Consider the following 14,610-nt stretch of genomic DNA (forward strand, 5'->3'; position numbering starts at 1 on the left):
TTATTTTTTTCTGTAAATTGTTTTCCAAGTGTAATATTAATATATTTTATTCATAGAAGCAAAACTATTAATAGAAAACAATGAATGGTATTATTTGGATAAAATGGTGCAAATAATATCTACCTTTTTTATCTGATGATAAAAAGCTTAACATATGATGTAATTCCACTAAAAAGTAACCATTTAGAAGGTTCTATTAGCGGGCTAAAGGATGGACTAAACGTAAAAAGGAGTAATGATAGAAAATAATCTATCTATACTCCTTTTAATGAATAATGTAAATTCGTTACTGATACGACAACTATGATTTTTTTGGTAATTCAATTGAGTGATCCATCTCACCGTTTCCATTATAGTATTGCGGAACATCTCCCTGTTCAGTCTGGATAATAATCGGGATTGAATTTTTGGCTTTTATGACATCTGTTGCAAATGGAATGACAACCTGAACACTAACCTCCACAAAAATCTCTATTTCATGGATAGCATTATTAATGCCATATTCCTCTGTCGTTCTTTTAATATCTGTAAAAACATCACCTATTAAATAATATTCAATTGGAATACCTGGTCCTAATGTACTTAAAATAGAATTACCCGTGATCTTCCCTAACGGAATTTCATAGACGATTCCATCAATTCTTTGCTGATTAGGCGATATATCATGAAAATTATTTCGTTCAATTTCACTTAGCTTTTTCGTTACATTATCTGTTACTCTTTTTTTGGCTGCAGCTACAGAACGTTGATTAAAGGAAAATGAATTGATATTTCCTTCATTATCCTTGCCAACAACAACTAAACTCTCTTGTTCTTCTTTTGTAAGGATTTCCTCTTCGACTGCCTCATGAATAATCGTTGTTGCTACTTTATTCGCCTCTAACGTTGCAATTTCCATCATCGTTTTTTCGATCTGAACATTCACAATCCAAAAGCTTGTAGCTGTTAAAAATATAAAAATAACCAAGGTTAGTAATAATACATACCGAAGAGGCAATGGCCCTCTGCGCGGACGACGGGCGCGGAACTTAGGCAAAACAAATCCCTCCTTTACATGTTATGTGTATGCATGGAAGGAGGGATGTACGCATTATTTTTTTACAATCAACTCAAATTCTTTATTTATTAAAAACATTAAACCATTTAACGAATTAAATGGAACAGTAATCCTTATGCCATCATAACCAAGGCATCTTTTCCTTTTGTCCCAACAACAATGCCCAGCTTTTCCGCTTCATATGTGACAGATTCCAATGGCGCCTCAAGTAATTGTTCAATTGTTCTAACACCAACTGCTCTGCCTGCAATGATTCCTCTATCTTTTAACTTTTCATTTAATAAAGCTACGTCTAAGGCACCACACATAATATAGCCTTTATCATTTGTGACTGCCATAAAGTTCGTTTTTGGTAAAGCAACTGTGATTGCTGTAAATTGTTTTCCTTCAATGACAATTGGAGTCATGCTGATCATCGCTATCTCTACACTCCTTTCTTACTATATCTTTATGAGTAATGAAAGGATGCGTGTAGATGTTTCGCCTACTTTGTTAGTGAATTTTCCGCTAATCTCCAAGCTAAGAGATCTCGTAAAAGCTCAGGCATATAAAAGATTTTTTTCTCTGCATGGCTGATTTCCGGATACAGGGGGCCAAGGGTAAACATATCAACGGTTGCCACAGCATAAATTCGATCATAATCGATAGGCTTTCCATGGACGAGCACTTCTGCAACATGCTTTTTTCCGTCTGCCAGCATCTCCATTTTCACCTCAATACCGTCAAACACCATTCGTCCCATTACCTTTCCTCTGAACCCTAAGCCCATTAACTTTAGATGTTCCATTTTTTCCTCTCGTGCTTGAACGATGATTTCCTTTAGCACATCACCCTTCAAAAAAACCTTACATGGATTAATAGGATGTGGACAAATTCGATGAAGATCCTTTCTCGTCACTGGCCCTTTGTTTAATGGTTCTAAAAGCATTCCCGAGTTTACCATTGCCACCTCTCCATCACACCATTCGCGAATGGCTCTCACTAAAAATAACGGAAAGGGAGAATCGCTAAACCAATCCAAGGTTAGGTCATTATCCAATATTCCTACGGTTTCAGCAAGCTCTGTTTCGCTTTGCTCTAACGCTTGCTGCAGCCATGCTTCTGTTTCTTCACAAATCTCTCGTTGCTCTAACATTGAATGGAGAGTCGCCTTGCGATCAACCAATGTTTTTTGCTCATGGTCGATTGTTAACGAAATATGACCAACATATTGCCCATACTTCCCCGCACCAGCGACCAGTGTATTCTCAATTTTTTTACCAGATGGCAACACATGATGGGTATGGCCGCCAAGAATAAGATCAATTTCTGGAAATTCCCTTGCGATCACCTCATCATCACTAATCCCAAGATGTGAAAGAAGTACAATGATATCAGCTTGTTCTTTCACTTGGCCGATGGTTTCTAAGAGACTTTGAAAAGGATCCTTTATTTTCCACCCTAGCAATTCATAGAATTTTTCATAAAAGACGGTAACTCCTAACAGGGCCAGCTTTATTCCACTGTGTAACGTTATGATTTTATAAGGCACTGCCCATGGCGGGCGTTCACCTAGCTCTGTATATAAATTCGATAGAATAACAGGAAAGTTTGCCCTCTCATATAACGTATTTAGATCATCATGAGAAAACGTAATTCCCTCATTATTCCCAATCGTTACCGCATCATATTGAAGCATATTTAGCAGTGTCACATTGGCTTTCCCTTTAGTTGCTTCTGTTAATGGATGAAAACGGTCCGCATGATCTCCAATGTCAAGAAGGATCATTTGTTCTTGATTCTGTTCATGCAATTCCTTTTTGCCTTTTAAAAATTGAACGATCGCAGGCCAATTTTCAAAATGACTATGTAGATCATTTGTATGGTAAAGGTGAATTTTCTCTAGCATGTCCTTCTCTCCTTGCACATAAGGTTCTTCTTGTTAACAATCATACTTCCTTACTTTTACGTTCACATCCAATTATCCTGTGAATCCTTCATAAATTAATTTTAAACCTGCAATAATTAAAACAATTCTTAGTAAATGAACGATTGTTTTATTTTTCAGCTTCGTATTAATCATTGCACCAAATCTACCGCCAAACCATGCACCAGGAATAAGCACAGCGGCAAACATCCAGTTAATGTTTCCTAATGCGATATGTGTAACCGAACTTGTCGACGCTGATAAAAAAATGATAAACATTGAAGTCGCCACCGCAATATGGGCTGGAAACATGAACAATAAGATCATCGCCGGAACCATTAATGCCCCTCCGCCAATGCCAAAGAGACCAGATATCAATCCGACTACAAACGAGATGATAATGCCAGGAACAGGATGATAGGAATATGAACGTTCACTCCCATCCTCTCCTATATAGGAACGAACAACTGCGTTCTTTGATTGTTGTTTTTCTCTTCGTTTTGGAAGCTTATCCTTTATCATTAAAACAATCGATATAAAAATCATAAATAATCCAAACCATAAGGAAAACGATTCCGTGTCAAAAAGCTTGTTCACATAAGCTCCGACAATTCCGCCTGGTCCGCTTCCGATAAAGAAAATAAGTCCGCTTTTATAATCTACTTTCTTATATTTTATATAGGTCAGAGTGGAGGAAAGCCCTGTAAAAATAACCACCAATAATGATGTCCCCACAGCTACCTGTGGAGAAACATCTTGAAAATTCGGGAAATAAGAGCCTAATGTAAGCAGCATCGGGACAACAATAATCCCGCCGCCTAATCCGACAAGGCTGCCGATTGTTCCGGCAATAAAACCGATAATTAAAAGAATAACCCATTCCATATTTCGTTACCTCTCCTCTTCATCACTGAACAAGCTTAGCTGCATTTGGGCAAGACCTGAATAGGAGATGTCTAATAGATTCATCATCATCTTTGCATTATCAGCGGCATCACCGCCAGAGTTATTATTAAAAAGCAGATAAATAACATCTGTCGCTTTTTGCAATGACTGTATATGTTGTTTCCATTCTAGCAGTTCTTTTTGATTATACCGGTATAAATAACGGACATCTCGCCAATTATCTCCAGAAGCCGGCTTATTCCAGCCATGAACATTTCTTCCATGAAAACGAATGAGTGTCTTAGCAGGATCAGTCGGATGAAGAACTGTAGGTATCGACCTCTCTCCAGCTTGCGGCTCGTCTACAATGCTGTGAATCCACTTTTCCGCTTCCATAAACTGCAAGGTTTTATCAAAATATTCAACGGAAAACCAAGTCCTATTCCGAAATTCGAGAGCTACTTCAATATCACCCATTTGTTCTCTGCACCACTTTAAATACGCAACATTTTCTTTCCGGCAATCAAACCACGGAGGGAATTGAAACAACACCATAGCAAGCTTATTCGCTATTTTTAATGGTTCTAGTGATTGCATGTATGCTTTAAACATCATTTCTTTATTTTCAAACGGAATATCCCCGCGAAGATGTCCTGTCATCCCCTGATACGCTTTAGGGATAAATTGAAATGTATCAGGAGTATCATTTATCCATTTCACGATATTTCGTTCCGGCTGGACCGCATAAAAGCTGGCATCAATCTCAACTGTCGGAAAATGTGCAGCATATTCCTGCAATTTATTTGTTGTATTTGTTTTTAACGGATAGAGAGAATCATGGTCACCCCACCCCGTTAAACCAATTTGAATTGTTGACATTCAAATCATCCTTTAGAAATGTTTGTCTACACATACTATACCATGACTAGGGGAGATAGAAAATTGAACTGTATTTTATCGTTAAAGGGGAATATTGTTTAAGAAGATTAGAAAAACTTGGCTTGTCGCTATGGCATTACTTAGCAAGCGTATTTTGCTTGCTTAGAATGACTTATGCTCTATGAGTACAAGTCCTAATAGCGAAAGCCTTAGTTTTTTTTATACTATCATCCATAAATTTTTATACTTTGATAGTATAAAAAGGACTGACAAGCTGTCAGTCCCCCATTTATTAACCGATTGAACCTTCCATCTCGAACTTGATCAGACGGTTCATCTCTACTGCATATTCCATTGGAAGCTCTTTAGTAAATGGCTCAATAAAGCCCATTACGATCATTTCTGTTGCTTCTTCTTCAGAAATACCGCGGCTCATTAAATAGAATAATTGTTCTTCTGATACTTTCGATACTTTTGCTTCATGCTCAAGAGAAATATTGTCGTTTAAAATCTCATTGTATGGGATTGTATCTGATGTAGATTGATTATCCATAATGAGTGTATCACATTCAATATTTGATCTTGCGCCTTCTGCTTTACGTCCAAAGTGAACAATTCCGCGATATGTTACTTTCCCACCTTGTTTTGAGATGGATTTTGAAACGATTGTTGAAGAAGTATTAGGTGCTAAGTGAATCATTTTCGCACCTGCATCCTGATGCTGACCTTTACCTGCAAGGGCAATCGATAATGTCATACCACGTGCCCCTTCACCTTTAAGTATAACTGCAGGATATTTCATTGTCAGCTTAGAACCGATGTTACCGTCAATCCATTCCATCGTTGCATTTGCTTCGCAAACAGCACGTTTTGTTACAAGGTTAAAGACGTTGTTTGCCCAGTTTTGAATCGTTGTATAACGGCAATAACCGCCATCTTTTACGATGATTTCAACAACCGCACTATGAAGTGAATTTGTTGTATAGACCGGTGCTGTACATCCTTCAACATAGTGAACATGTGCGCCTTCATCAACAATAATCAGCGTACGTTCGAATTGACCCATGTTTTCAGAGTTGATACGGAAATACGCCTGTAATGGTGTATCAACCTTTACGCCTTTAGGAACATAAATAAATGATCCGCCAGACCAAACAGCTGAGTTAAGAGCAGCAAACTTATTATCTGTTGGCGGAATAACCTTTGCCCAGTGCTCACGGAAAATGTCTTCGTTCTCCTTCAACGCTGTGTCTGTATCCTTAAACACAATGCCAAGCTCTTCAAGGTCTTCTTTCATATTATGATAAACAACCTCTGACTCGTATTGTGCCGATACACCTGCAAGATATTTTTGTTCAGCTTCTGGGATCCCAAGCTTATCAAACGTACGTTTGATTTCTTCTGGTACTTCATCCCAAGAACGCTCTGATTTTTCAGATGGTTTTACATAGTACGTAATATCATCAAAGTTTAATGCAGCCAAATCACCGCCCCATTGCGGCATTGGCATTTCATAAAAATGCTGTAATGATTTCAATCGGAAATCTAGCATCCATTGTGGTTCATTTTTCATACGAGAGATTTCTTCAACGATTTCTTTCGTTAACCCTCGCTCTGAACGGAAGATGGAAACATCCTTGTCAGCAAACCCGTATTTGTAATCGCCGATTTCAGGTGCCTTTTTTGCCATCTACACTCACTCCCCTATCCTATTAAATTTAAACTGTTTTCGAAATTTTGTTGCTTATTATTCATGTCAATCGCTTCGAACATCTTAATCCACTTGAGGTCAGATGTCAGAAGCCGGACTAGAAGCAATTTGCGACCACCAATTGCCTTACTTAAATATCCCTTACAATTTAAAAGCAACAATCTCATGGAGAAGAGTCGATATTACTATTATTTACTGCTATTTACGCCCTTTTCCATAGCTTTCCAAGCTAATGTGGCACATTTAATGCGTGCAGGAAATTTCGCTACACCCTGTAATGCCTCGATATCACCTAAGTCAATATCGTCGTCATACTCTTTCCCTAGCATCATATTCGAAAAGATTTCCGAAAGCTTCAGCGCTGTTTCAACTGTTTTGCCTTTAATTGCTTGTGTCATCATAGATGCAGATGACATTGAAATGGAGCAGCCTTCTCCTTCAAATTTCGCATCCTTTACTACATTATCCTCAAGATCAAGTGTCAAACGGATACGATCCCCACATGTCGGGTTATTCATATCGATTGTTAGACTATCCTCAAGCACCCCTTTATTTCTAGGGTTCTTGTAATGATCCATAATCACTTGGCGATATAAAGTATCAAGGTTAATATGATTAGACATTACTGAAGTACTCCTTTGTTTTAATTAAACCTGCTACTAATTTATCAACTTCTTCCTCAGTATTATACAGGTAAAAACTAGCTCTTGCTGTTGCAGAAACCTTCAACCATTTCATAAGCGGCTGTGCACAATGGTGACCTGCCCGAACAGCGATTCCTTCAGCATCTAATACTGTTGCAACATCATGCGGGTGTACATCCTCGATATTAAATGTTACTAAACCTGCTCGATGTTTCGGTCCGTAAATGGCAATGCCTTCTACTTCACTTAATTTTTCTAAAGCATATTGAGCCAATTTTTGCTCATGTGCTTCAATGTTTTCTAAGCCGATTTGCTCCAGAAAATCAATTGCTGCCGAAAGACCAATGGCTCCAGCGATAATTGGCGTTCCTGCTTCAAACTTCCACGGAAGCTCCTTCCACGATGACTCCTGTAACCCAACAAAGTCAATCATTTCCCCGCCAAATTCAACCGGCTCCATATTTTCAAGAAGCTCCTTCTTTCCATAAAGAACACCAATGCCTGTAGGAGCACACATTTTATGTCCCGAAAAAGCAAAAAAGTCACAATCCAAATCTTGAACATCAATTTTCATATGCGGCGTGCTTTGGGCACCATCCACTACCATGATAGCCCCATGCTTATGAGCGATCTTGGCAATTTCCTTAATCGGATTAATCGTGCCAAGGACGTTTGAAACTTGCATAACCGAAACAATTTTCGTATTTTCGGTAACCGTCTCTTCAACATCCTTTAGATCGATCGTGCCATCCTCTTGTAAAGGAATATATTTCAAGGTCGCACCTGTCGCTTTTGCAACCTGTTGCCAAGGAATTACATTTGCGTGATGCTCCATATACGTAATCACAATTTCGTCGCCTTCGCGAACATTCGTTAATCCATAGCTTTGCGCTACCATGTTAATGGCTGTTGTTGCCCCACGGGTAAAAATAATTTCTTGAGTCGATTTTGCCCCAATAAATCTTCTTACTTTTTCACGGGCTCCTTCATAACCATCTGTTGCTTTTGTGCCTAACGTATGCACACCACGGTGAACATTTGAATTATATTCACGATAATAGGTAGATAATGCTTCAATCACAGCTAATGGCTTTTGTGAGGTTGCAGCACTATCTAAATAAACAAGGTCTTTCCCGTTAACCTGCTGATCCAAAATCGGAAAATGTGAACGAATATCATGGATATTCATTATTGAACTTTCCTTTCAATCACATTCACCAATTGCTTTTTCACGCCTTCAATTGGAAGCTCATTTACAACCGGCGCTAAGAATCCGTGGATAACCAGGCGTTCTGCTTCTACCTTTGGAATACCGCGGCTCATTAAATAATAAAGCTGAATTGGATCAACACGGCCGACTGACGCAGCATGGCCTGCTGTTACATCGTCCTCATCAATTAATAAAATCGGGTTCGCATCACCACGAGCTTTTTCACTTAGCATTAACACGCGTGATTCCTGCTCGGCATTTGATTTAGATGCACCATGCTCGATTTTTCCGATCCCGTTAAAAATAGATGATGCACTATCTTTCATAACACCGTGTTTTAGGATATAGCCTTCAGAGTGTTTTCCAAAATGGACAACCTTTGTAGTAAAGTTTTGCTTTTGCTCTCCGCGGCCGACAACAACTGATTTTGTATCACCGAAAGATCCATCGCCAACTAAATTTGTCACATTTTCAGAGATTGTATCTCCGTCATTCATTAACCCTAATGCCCATTCAATACGAGCATCACGGCCGGCAACACCGCGGCGATTCACATAGGTTGTGATTCCTTTTGCAAGGGTATCAACCGCACCATATGTTACCTTTGCATTTGTATTAGCAAATACTTCGGAAACGATGTTGAAGATTCCTTCAACATTTTCCACAGTTGAAATATAATTCTCAACGTACGTAACAGAACTATTATCTTCTGCAACTACGATGACGTGGTTGAATAATGTTGTATTTGGGTTGTCGTGAACAAACACTGCCTGAATTGGTTCCGCTACTTCTACATTTTTAGGAACATAAACAAAAACTCCGCCATTTACTAGAGCAGCATGTAAAGCTGTTAAACGATGTTCGTCAACCTTTACGCCGTCTTTCATGAAGTATTTTTGCAGCAATTCAGAATGCTCGCTTGCAGCTGTATGAATATTTGTTAAAATAACACCTTTATCTTTTAATTCATCAGATAAAGAAGTGTATGAAGCTGTATTATTAATTTGGACATATAAGTTTTTAGTATCTGACTCAATGTCAATTAATGATTTTACTTCTTCATGCAGCTCATTTAAAGAACTTAATTCTTTTCCTGGAACGGTATGCTCCTTAAAGTTCGTAAAGTTCCATTTGTCAATTTTTGTTTTATCCGGTCTTGGCATTGGAAGATCCTCTAATTTCGCAAGAGCTTGTAAGCGAAGATCAGTAAGCCAGTCCGGTTCACCAAGCTGTTTTGAAAAGCTTGTGACATAGTCCTGATTGTACGTTTTTGTTTCCATGTCTCATTACTCCCCCTTACGCTTAAGCTTCTTGCCCAACAGTTTCGTCTTCAATACCTAGTTCTTGTTTAATCCAGTCATATCCTTCTGCTTCTAAACGTTGTGCTAGCTCAGGTCCGCCTGATTTTACAACACGGCCTTGCATCATAACATGTACTTTATCTGGTGTAATGTAGTTTAATAAGCGTTGGTAGTGAGTAATCATTAAGCAGCCAAACTCATCGCTGCGCATTTTATTGATACCTTTTGCTACAACTTTAAGGGCATCGATATCTAGTCCGGAATCAATTTCATCAAGAATTGCGATTTTTGGCTCGATCATCATTAATTGTAGGATTTCATTGCGTTTTTTCTCCCCGCCTGAGAAGCCTTCGTTTAAATAACGCTGTGCCATATCTTGATCCATTTCAAGCTCTTCCATATTTGCATCCATTTTACGAATGAATTTCATTAAAGAAATTTCATCGCCTTCCTCACGACGAGCGTTAATCGCTGAACGTAAAAAGTCTGCGTTTGTTACACCGCTAATTTCACTTGGATATTGCATGGCTAAGAATAGACCTGCACGTGCACGCTCATCTACTTCCATTTCAAGCACGTCTTCGCCATCCAATGTAATGCTTCCTTTTGTCACTTCATACTTTGGATGACCCATGATTGCTGATGATAAAGTTGATTTACCCGTTCCGTTCGGTCCCATAATTGCATGGAACTCTCCGCCTTTTATTTCAAGATTTACACCTTTAAGAATTTCTTTCCCATCGATCTCTACGTGTAAATCCTTAATGATTAATGTAGAACCTGCCATAACTATACCTCCATAATATATAAAGTTTCCTGATTCTCAGTTTATTCTCATTCTTATCTTATAACAAATTAAAAGTGAACACAACCTTTTAGGAATTCACTCGAAATATGTCAAAATGTGAAAGTTCCAGTTAAATAATCATCACATCATATGTACTAAGAGAGAGAAAATGAGCCTTTTTCTACTATATAACATCTTTGCCCGTGAATCTACCTTTCATCACCTAGATTAGTTTTTACTTTTCTAAAAAAAACATTCTCCGTTCTTGACGATATGCCCGGTTTAATGTGAACGTGATCTGCTTTTTAAGTGATATTATATGCGAAAAAAGAACCAGCCTTGAATGACTGATTCTCCTTGTTTTCATCTCATTTATTTTTTCATTCGTCTATCAAGACCAGCAAATAGCAGCTGACTTTTCCGATGGTCCTCTTCACGACTGATTTCTACATCCATACGTCTCGATAATTTCCTAGAGTACTCAGCATAGCCAATACCATGTGCGTGATACATCGCCTTTTCCATTTCGGACGTGTAGGTGAGGTCAAGTAATTCCTGACTCGAGTGGATAATAACCAATCCCTTCAATTTTTATTTACAATAAAAACTTTATCAAGAATTTTCTAACTATTCAAAGTCCGTAAGATAATGTGACGATGATTTATGTTTCTTATGAATCCATTATGCAAAAACAGGTGATTTTTTCGCACATTCCCTCAACGATCCTTTGAATCCCTCGACCTCAGGTTCTTTTCACGCTGTTACGGTAACAAAATCTTACAAGTTGAAAATTATTGTTTTAACTGATTAAGCTCAGTTATACATTCCTGTACTAAGGTTACTGCTTGACTCATAGCTGCCCCGCCGCCAAAGGCTGCTGATACGCCAATGGCTTCTAAAATTTCCTCTTCACTTGCACCATGATCTAAGCAGCCTTTTGTATGGTAGATCATACAATATTCATCCTGACATTGAATACTGATCCCTAAAGCAATCAAATGCTTTTGCTTTTGAGACAAAACCCCTTCTTTAAAACAGGCTTCTGTAAATGCATTATAATGATGAGCAATTTCCGGCATTTTTTGTGTAAACGTTCCTATTCCCGTCTTAAATTCTAACAAAGCAGCTTCTGTTGAATTTCGAGGTTCATGTGTATGTTCCATTTTATCATCAGCTCCATTCAGTAATTTTTCACGGTTAGTATGCTGTACATAGGGAAAAGTATACTGTGAATCGAACCACACTCAATAAGAAATGAACCATCTATTACACTTTTTGAACCACTCTCACAAAGAATCGAACCATCCACCGCTTTTTCCAAACCACTCTCACTAATAATTGAACCACCTATCATTTTTCTAAAGCCCATACTAAAAAAGCTGACAGCATACATCCATGCTGTCAGCTTTGTCACAATTATTCTCCTTGTGCAGCGGAGATAACTGAGCCTTTATATTTCGTTTTAATAAAATCTTGAATTTCTTTTGATTGTAATACTTCAACAAGTGCTTTAATTTCTTCTCTGTTTTCGTCACCTTCACGAACAACAATCAGGTTAACATACGGGTTGTTTTCTGGAGATTCAAGAGCAATCGCATCTTCAGCTGGGTTTAAGTCTGCTTCTAATGCATAGTTACCATTTATTAAAAATGCATCTGCTTCATCGTTTTCATATGCTTTTGTAAGCATTGGTGCTTCAATATCTGCTTCAAACTCTAGGTTTTTTGGGTTTTCTGCAATATCTTCAATCGTAGCTTCTGTTTTATTTACGCCTTCTTTTAGCTTAATTAAGCCTTTTTCTTCTAACATTGAAAGCATACGACCGTGATCTGCAACAGAGTTACTCATAATGATCTTTGCACCATTAGGAAGATCTTCTAATGATTTATAACGCTTTGAATAAACACCAATAGGTTCAATGTGTACTCCGCCGGCACTGACAAATTTATAATCATTATCAGCAATTTGTGACTGTAAGTATGGCTCATGTTGGAAATAGTTTGCATCAAGGTCTTCTTCCGCTAATGCTTTATTAGGTAAAACATAATCTGTAAATTCTTCAATTTCTAATTCAATACCTTTTTCCTCTAATAAAGGTTTTGCTTCTTCTAAAATTTCAACATGCGGTACTGGTGATGCACCAACTTTTAATGTTTTAGTGTCTCCCTCTGAACCGGCTCCTTCTTCTTGTGCTGCACCGCCGCAAGCAGCTAATGCAGTTGTGAAAATCGCAAGAATGATTGCAAATAAAGTCTTTTTCATTCCTTTTCCTCCTATCGCTTATCAATAGATTTAGTTATGATATCCCCAATAAATTGGATAATAAACACAAAGATTAAAATAATTATCGTTGCTACAAATGTAACCTGGTTATTGCCGCGGTTAAAACCTTCCAAAAAGGCCAAATTTCCTAAACCGCCGGCACCAATTGCCCCTGCCATTGCTGTATATCCAATTAGCGCAATAGCTGTTACAGTAATACCAGAAACCAACGCTGGCATTGATTCTGGAATGAGAACCTTCCAGATAATCGTGCTTGTTTTAGCCCCCATTGATTTAGCTGCCTCAATAACACCTTTATCGATTTCACGTAAGGCAATCTCAACCATACGTGCATAAAATGGCGCTGCACCGATGATCAGTGCAGGTAAGGCTGCATTAGCACCTAAAATAGTACCCACCACTATTTTTGTAAATGGCAGTAATAAAATAATTAAGATAATAAAGGGAATGGAGCGGAAAATATTGACGATCCCAGCTACAATTGCGTTGATAAGCTTGTTTTCCCATATATTTCCCTTTGCTGTCAAAAATAACAATAATCCCAGGATAATTCCTAAAAAGAATGTTGCCACGACAGATATGCCGGTCATATAAATGGTTTCATTCGTGGCTTCCAATACCTTTTCCCAATCCACTTCAGGTAGAAGCTGTTCAAGCATTTGCAATCACCTCCACCTCAATTTGTTGATGATAAATAAATTCTAAAGCCTTATTGAGCTCTTCTTCTTCCCCATCTAAATGGATGAACAAACTTCCATATGAGCCGCCTTGTGTTTGTGAAATTTTCCCTTGCAAAATATTAACATCAAGATCAAACCTTCTGATTAAGTTTGTAATCAATGGCTGTTCAGCTGATTCGCCAACAAATGTTAATTGAATCACTTTGCCCTTTGGATATAGCTCCGCTAAATGGGCAACCACTTCGTTTGTTTCTTCCGATTCTGTGACTTGCTTCACAAACCGTTTCGTAATTGGCTGTTTAGGATTCTTAAATACTTCAAGTACATTTCCTTCCTCAACAACTTGTCCATTTTCCATAACTGCTACACGATGGCAAATTTTTCGAATAACATGCATTTCATGTGTTATCAGAACAATTGTAAGACCTAATCTTTTGTTGATATCAACCAGTAAATCTAAGATGGAGTCTGTTGTCTGCGGATCAAGTGCAGAGGTTGCTTCATCACACAGTAATACCTTCGGATTATTGGCCAATGCCCTAGCGATTCCTACCCGCTGCTTTTGACCGCCGCTTAATTGAGATGGGTATGCATTTTCACGGCCTTCCAGCCCTACAAGCTTAATTAGCTCATCAACACGCTTTAAACGTTCGGTTTTATTTACGCCAGCTATTTCTAATGGAAATGCAATATTCTCTCTTACCGTTCGTGACCATAATAGATTGAAATGTTGAAAGATCATGCTAATTTCCAAGCGTGCTTTACGTAATTTACTCCCGCTAATCGAGTCAATTTGGCTTCCTGCGACATTGATCTCTCCGCTTGTTGGTTTTTCCAAGCCATTCAGCAATCGAATTAAAGAGCTTTTTCCTGCACCACTGTAACCAATGATTCCGAAGATTTCCCCTTTATCTATCGTTAAATTGACATTATTTACAGCCGTTACATTACCTGAATTTGTTTGATATATCTTTTTTACATTCTTTAATGTAATCATTGTGTCACCTTCTTTCGATTCTTAAAATCTCACCTAAAAAATGGTTGTAAGACAAAGATAAGAAAAAAACCCTTCTGCTAAATGAGCAGAAAGGCATAGCAAATGTCCTTTCTCTCATCTTTCAAAGCTTTTGCTTTGCGTGAATTGGCACCATTTCAACAGCGTTGATGGTTGCCGGGCTTCATAGGGCACTTCCCTCCACCTCTCTTGATAAGAGATCAAATTATATAATAAAAGTTTTTCATAGAATTCATGATGAGCTTTAAATAC

16 protein-coding genes and 1 riboswitch are annotated in these 14,610 nt (G+C 38.1%); all 16 genes read right to left on the bottom strand.

Annotated elements, in window-relative coordinates:
- Positions 1-301 precede the first annotated feature (301 nt).
- Positions 302-1,036: a sporulation protein YunB gene (gene yunB, locus ACSVDH_RS23720; protein WP_439251583.1), complete on the bottom strand. Its 735-nt coding sequence runs from the start codon at positions 1,034-1,036 to the stop codon at positions 302-304.
- Positions 1,037-1,170: 134 nt separating this feature from the next.
- The gene (locus ACSVDH_RS23725; protein ID WP_299087473.1) at positions 1,171-1,473 is read right to left on the bottom strand and encodes a YunC family protein; all 303 of its coding nucleotides are present in this window, start codon (positions 1,471-1,473) and stop codon (positions 1,171-1,173) included.
- 68 nt (positions 1,474-1,541) lie between these two features.
- Complete coding sequence (locus tag ACSVDH_RS23730) at positions 1,542-2,945, bottom strand: bifunctional metallophosphatase/5'-nucleotidase (RefSeq protein ID WP_439251582.1); 1,404 nt, start codon at positions 2,943-2,945, stop codon at positions 1,542-1,544.
- Positions 2,946-3,017: 72 nt separating this feature from the next.
- A complete protein-coding gene (locus ACSVDH_RS23735) occupies positions 3,018-3,848 on the bottom strand; it encodes a sulfite exporter TauE/SafE family protein (protein ID WP_439251581.1) in 831 nt (276 codons plus the stop codon).
- Positions 3,849-3,854: 6 nt separating this feature from the next.
- A complete protein-coding gene (locus tag ACSVDH_RS23740) occupies positions 3,855-4,727 on the bottom strand; it encodes a DUF72 domain-containing protein (RefSeq protein WP_439251580.1) in 873 nt (290 codons plus the stop codon).
- Positions 4,728-5,019: 292 nt separating this feature from the next.
- Positions 5,020-6,417 (bottom strand): Fe-S cluster assembly protein SufB, encoded by a 1,398-nt coding sequence (gene sufB, locus ACSVDH_RS23745; protein ID WP_046512362.1) that lies wholly within the window; start codon positions 6,415-6,417, stop codon positions 5,020-5,022.
- A 209-nt stretch (positions 6,418-6,626) separates the two neighbouring features.
- A complete protein-coding gene (gene sufU / locus ACSVDH_RS23750) occupies positions 6,627-7,061 on the bottom strand; it encodes a Fe-S cluster assembly sulfur transfer protein SufU (RefSeq protein ID WP_439251579.1) in 435 nt (144 codons plus the stop codon).
- Entirely contained in the window at positions 7,054-8,271 is a 1,218-nt protein-coding gene (locus ACSVDH_RS23755) for a cysteine desulfurase (protein ID WP_439251578.1), read from the bottom strand. The genes sufU and ACSVDH_RS23755 overlap by 8 nt, the downstream gene beginning before the upstream one ends.
- Complete coding sequence (gene sufD / locus ACSVDH_RS23760; protein ID WP_299087485.1) at positions 8,271-9,572, bottom strand: Fe-S cluster assembly protein SufD; 1,302 nt, start codon at positions 9,570-9,572, stop codon at positions 8,271-8,273. The genes ACSVDH_RS23755 and sufD overlap by 1 nt, the downstream gene beginning before the upstream one ends.
- Before the next feature lie 22 nt (positions 9,573-9,594).
- A complete protein-coding gene (sufC, locus tag ACSVDH_RS23765) occupies positions 9,595-10,380 on the bottom strand; it encodes a Fe-S cluster assembly ATPase SufC (RefSeq protein WP_439251577.1) in 786 nt (261 codons plus the stop codon).
- Between the two features lie 372 nt (positions 10,381-10,752).
- Positions 10,753-10,893 (bottom strand): YuzK family famiily protein, encoded by a 141-nt coding sequence (locus ACSVDH_RS23770; protein WP_439251576.1) that lies wholly within the window; start codon positions 10,891-10,893, stop codon positions 10,753-10,755.
- Positions 10,894-11,171: 278 nt separating this feature from the next.
- Entirely contained in the window at positions 11,172-11,543 is a 372-nt protein-coding gene (locus ACSVDH_RS23775) for a carboxymuconolactone decarboxylase family protein (protein WP_439251575.1), read from the bottom strand.
- A 17-nt stretch (positions 11,544-11,560) separates the two neighbouring features.
- Positions 11,561-11,794: a hypothetical protein gene (locus ACSVDH_RS23780; RefSeq protein WP_439251574.1), complete on the bottom strand. Its 234-nt coding sequence runs from the start codon at positions 11,792-11,794 to the stop codon at positions 11,561-11,563.
- A 2-nt stretch (positions 11,795-11,796) separates the two neighbouring features.
- Positions 11,797-12,642 carry a MetQ/NlpA family ABC transporter substrate-binding protein gene (locus tag ACSVDH_RS23785; protein WP_439251573.1) on the bottom strand — a complete coding sequence of 282 codons (846 nt, stop codon included), beginning with the start codon at positions 12,640-12,642 and terminating at the stop codon, positions 11,797-11,799.
- A gap of 11 nt (positions 12,643-12,653) precedes the next feature.
- Positions 12,654-13,322, bottom strand: coding sequence for a methionine ABC transporter permease (locus ACSVDH_RS23790; protein ID WP_439251572.1), 669 nt, complete (start codon positions 13,320-13,322; stop codon positions 12,654-12,656).
- Positions 13,315-14,340, bottom strand: a complete 1,026-nt coding sequence (locus ACSVDH_RS23795; protein ID WP_439251571.1) for a methionine ABC transporter ATP-binding protein — start codon at positions 14,338-14,340, stop codon at positions 13,315-13,317. Before ACSVDH_RS23795 ends, ACSVDH_RS23790 begins: the two co-directional genes overlap by 8 nt.
- Before the next feature lie 111 nt (positions 14,341-14,451).
- A riboswitch (SAM riboswitch) is annotated at positions 14,452-14,557 on the bottom strand.
- Between the last annotated feature and the right edge of the window lie 53 nt (positions 14,558-14,610).

Source organism: Metabacillus sp. Hm71, from assembly GCF_051842955.2.
Classification (GTDB): domain Bacteria; phylum Bacillota; class Bacilli; order Bacillales; family Bacillaceae; genus Metabacillus.

Excerpts from the sequence above, each read along its gene's own strand:
- ACSVDH_RS23755 (WP_439251578.1), bottom strand. The coding sequence starts at position 8,271 with ATGAATATCCATGATATTCGTTCACATTTTCCGATTTTGGATCAGCAG.
- ACSVDH_RS23730 (WP_439251582.1), bottom strand. The coding sequence starts at position 2,945 with ATGCTAGAGAAAATTCACCTTTACCATACAAATGATCTACATAGTCAT.
- ACSVDH_RS23795 (WP_439251571.1), bottom strand. The coding sequence starts at position 14,340 with ATGATTACATTAAAGAATGTAAAAAAGATATATCAAACAAATTCAGGT.
- sufD (WP_299087485.1), bottom strand. The coding sequence starts at position 9,572 with ATGGAAACAAAAACGTACAATCAGGACTATGTCACAAGCTTTTCAAAA.
- ACSVDH_RS23725 (WP_299087473.1), bottom strand. The coding sequence starts at position 1,473 with ATGATCAGCATGACTCCAATTGTCATTGAAGGAAAACAATTTACAGCA.
- ACSVDH_RS23740 (WP_439251580.1), bottom strand. The coding sequence starts at position 4,727 with ATGTCAACAATTCAAATTGGTTTAACGGGGTGGGGTGACCATGATTCT.
- sufU (WP_439251579.1), bottom strand. The coding sequence starts at position 7,061 with ATGTCTAATCATATTAACCTTGATACTTTATATCGCCAAGTGATTATG.
- ACSVDH_RS23735 (WP_439251581.1), bottom strand. The coding sequence starts at position 3,848 with ATGGAATGGGTTATTCTTTTAATTATCGGTTTTATTGCCGGAACAATC.
- ACSVDH_RS23775 (WP_439251575.1), bottom strand. The coding sequence starts at position 11,543 with ATGGAACATACACATGAACCTCGAAATTCAACAGAAGCTGCTTTGTTA.
- sufC (WP_439251577.1), bottom strand. The coding sequence starts at position 10,380 with ATGGCAGGTTCTACATTAATCATTAAGGATTTACACGTAGAGATCGAT.
- ACSVDH_RS23770 (WP_439251576.1), bottom strand. The coding sequence starts at position 10,893 with ATGTATCACGCACATGGTATTGGCTATGCTGAGTACTCTAGGAAATTA.
- ACSVDH_RS23785 (WP_439251573.1), bottom strand. The coding sequence starts at position 12,642 with ATGAAAAAGACTTTATTTGCAATCATTCTTGCGATTTTCACAACTGCA.
- sufB (WP_046512362.1), bottom strand. The coding sequence starts at position 6,417 with ATGGCAAAAAAGGCACCTGAAATCGGCGATTACAAATACGGGTTTGCT.
- ACSVDH_RS23790 (WP_439251572.1), bottom strand. The coding sequence starts at position 13,322 with ATGCTTGAACAGCTTCTACCTGAAGTGGATTGGGAAAAGGTATTGGAA.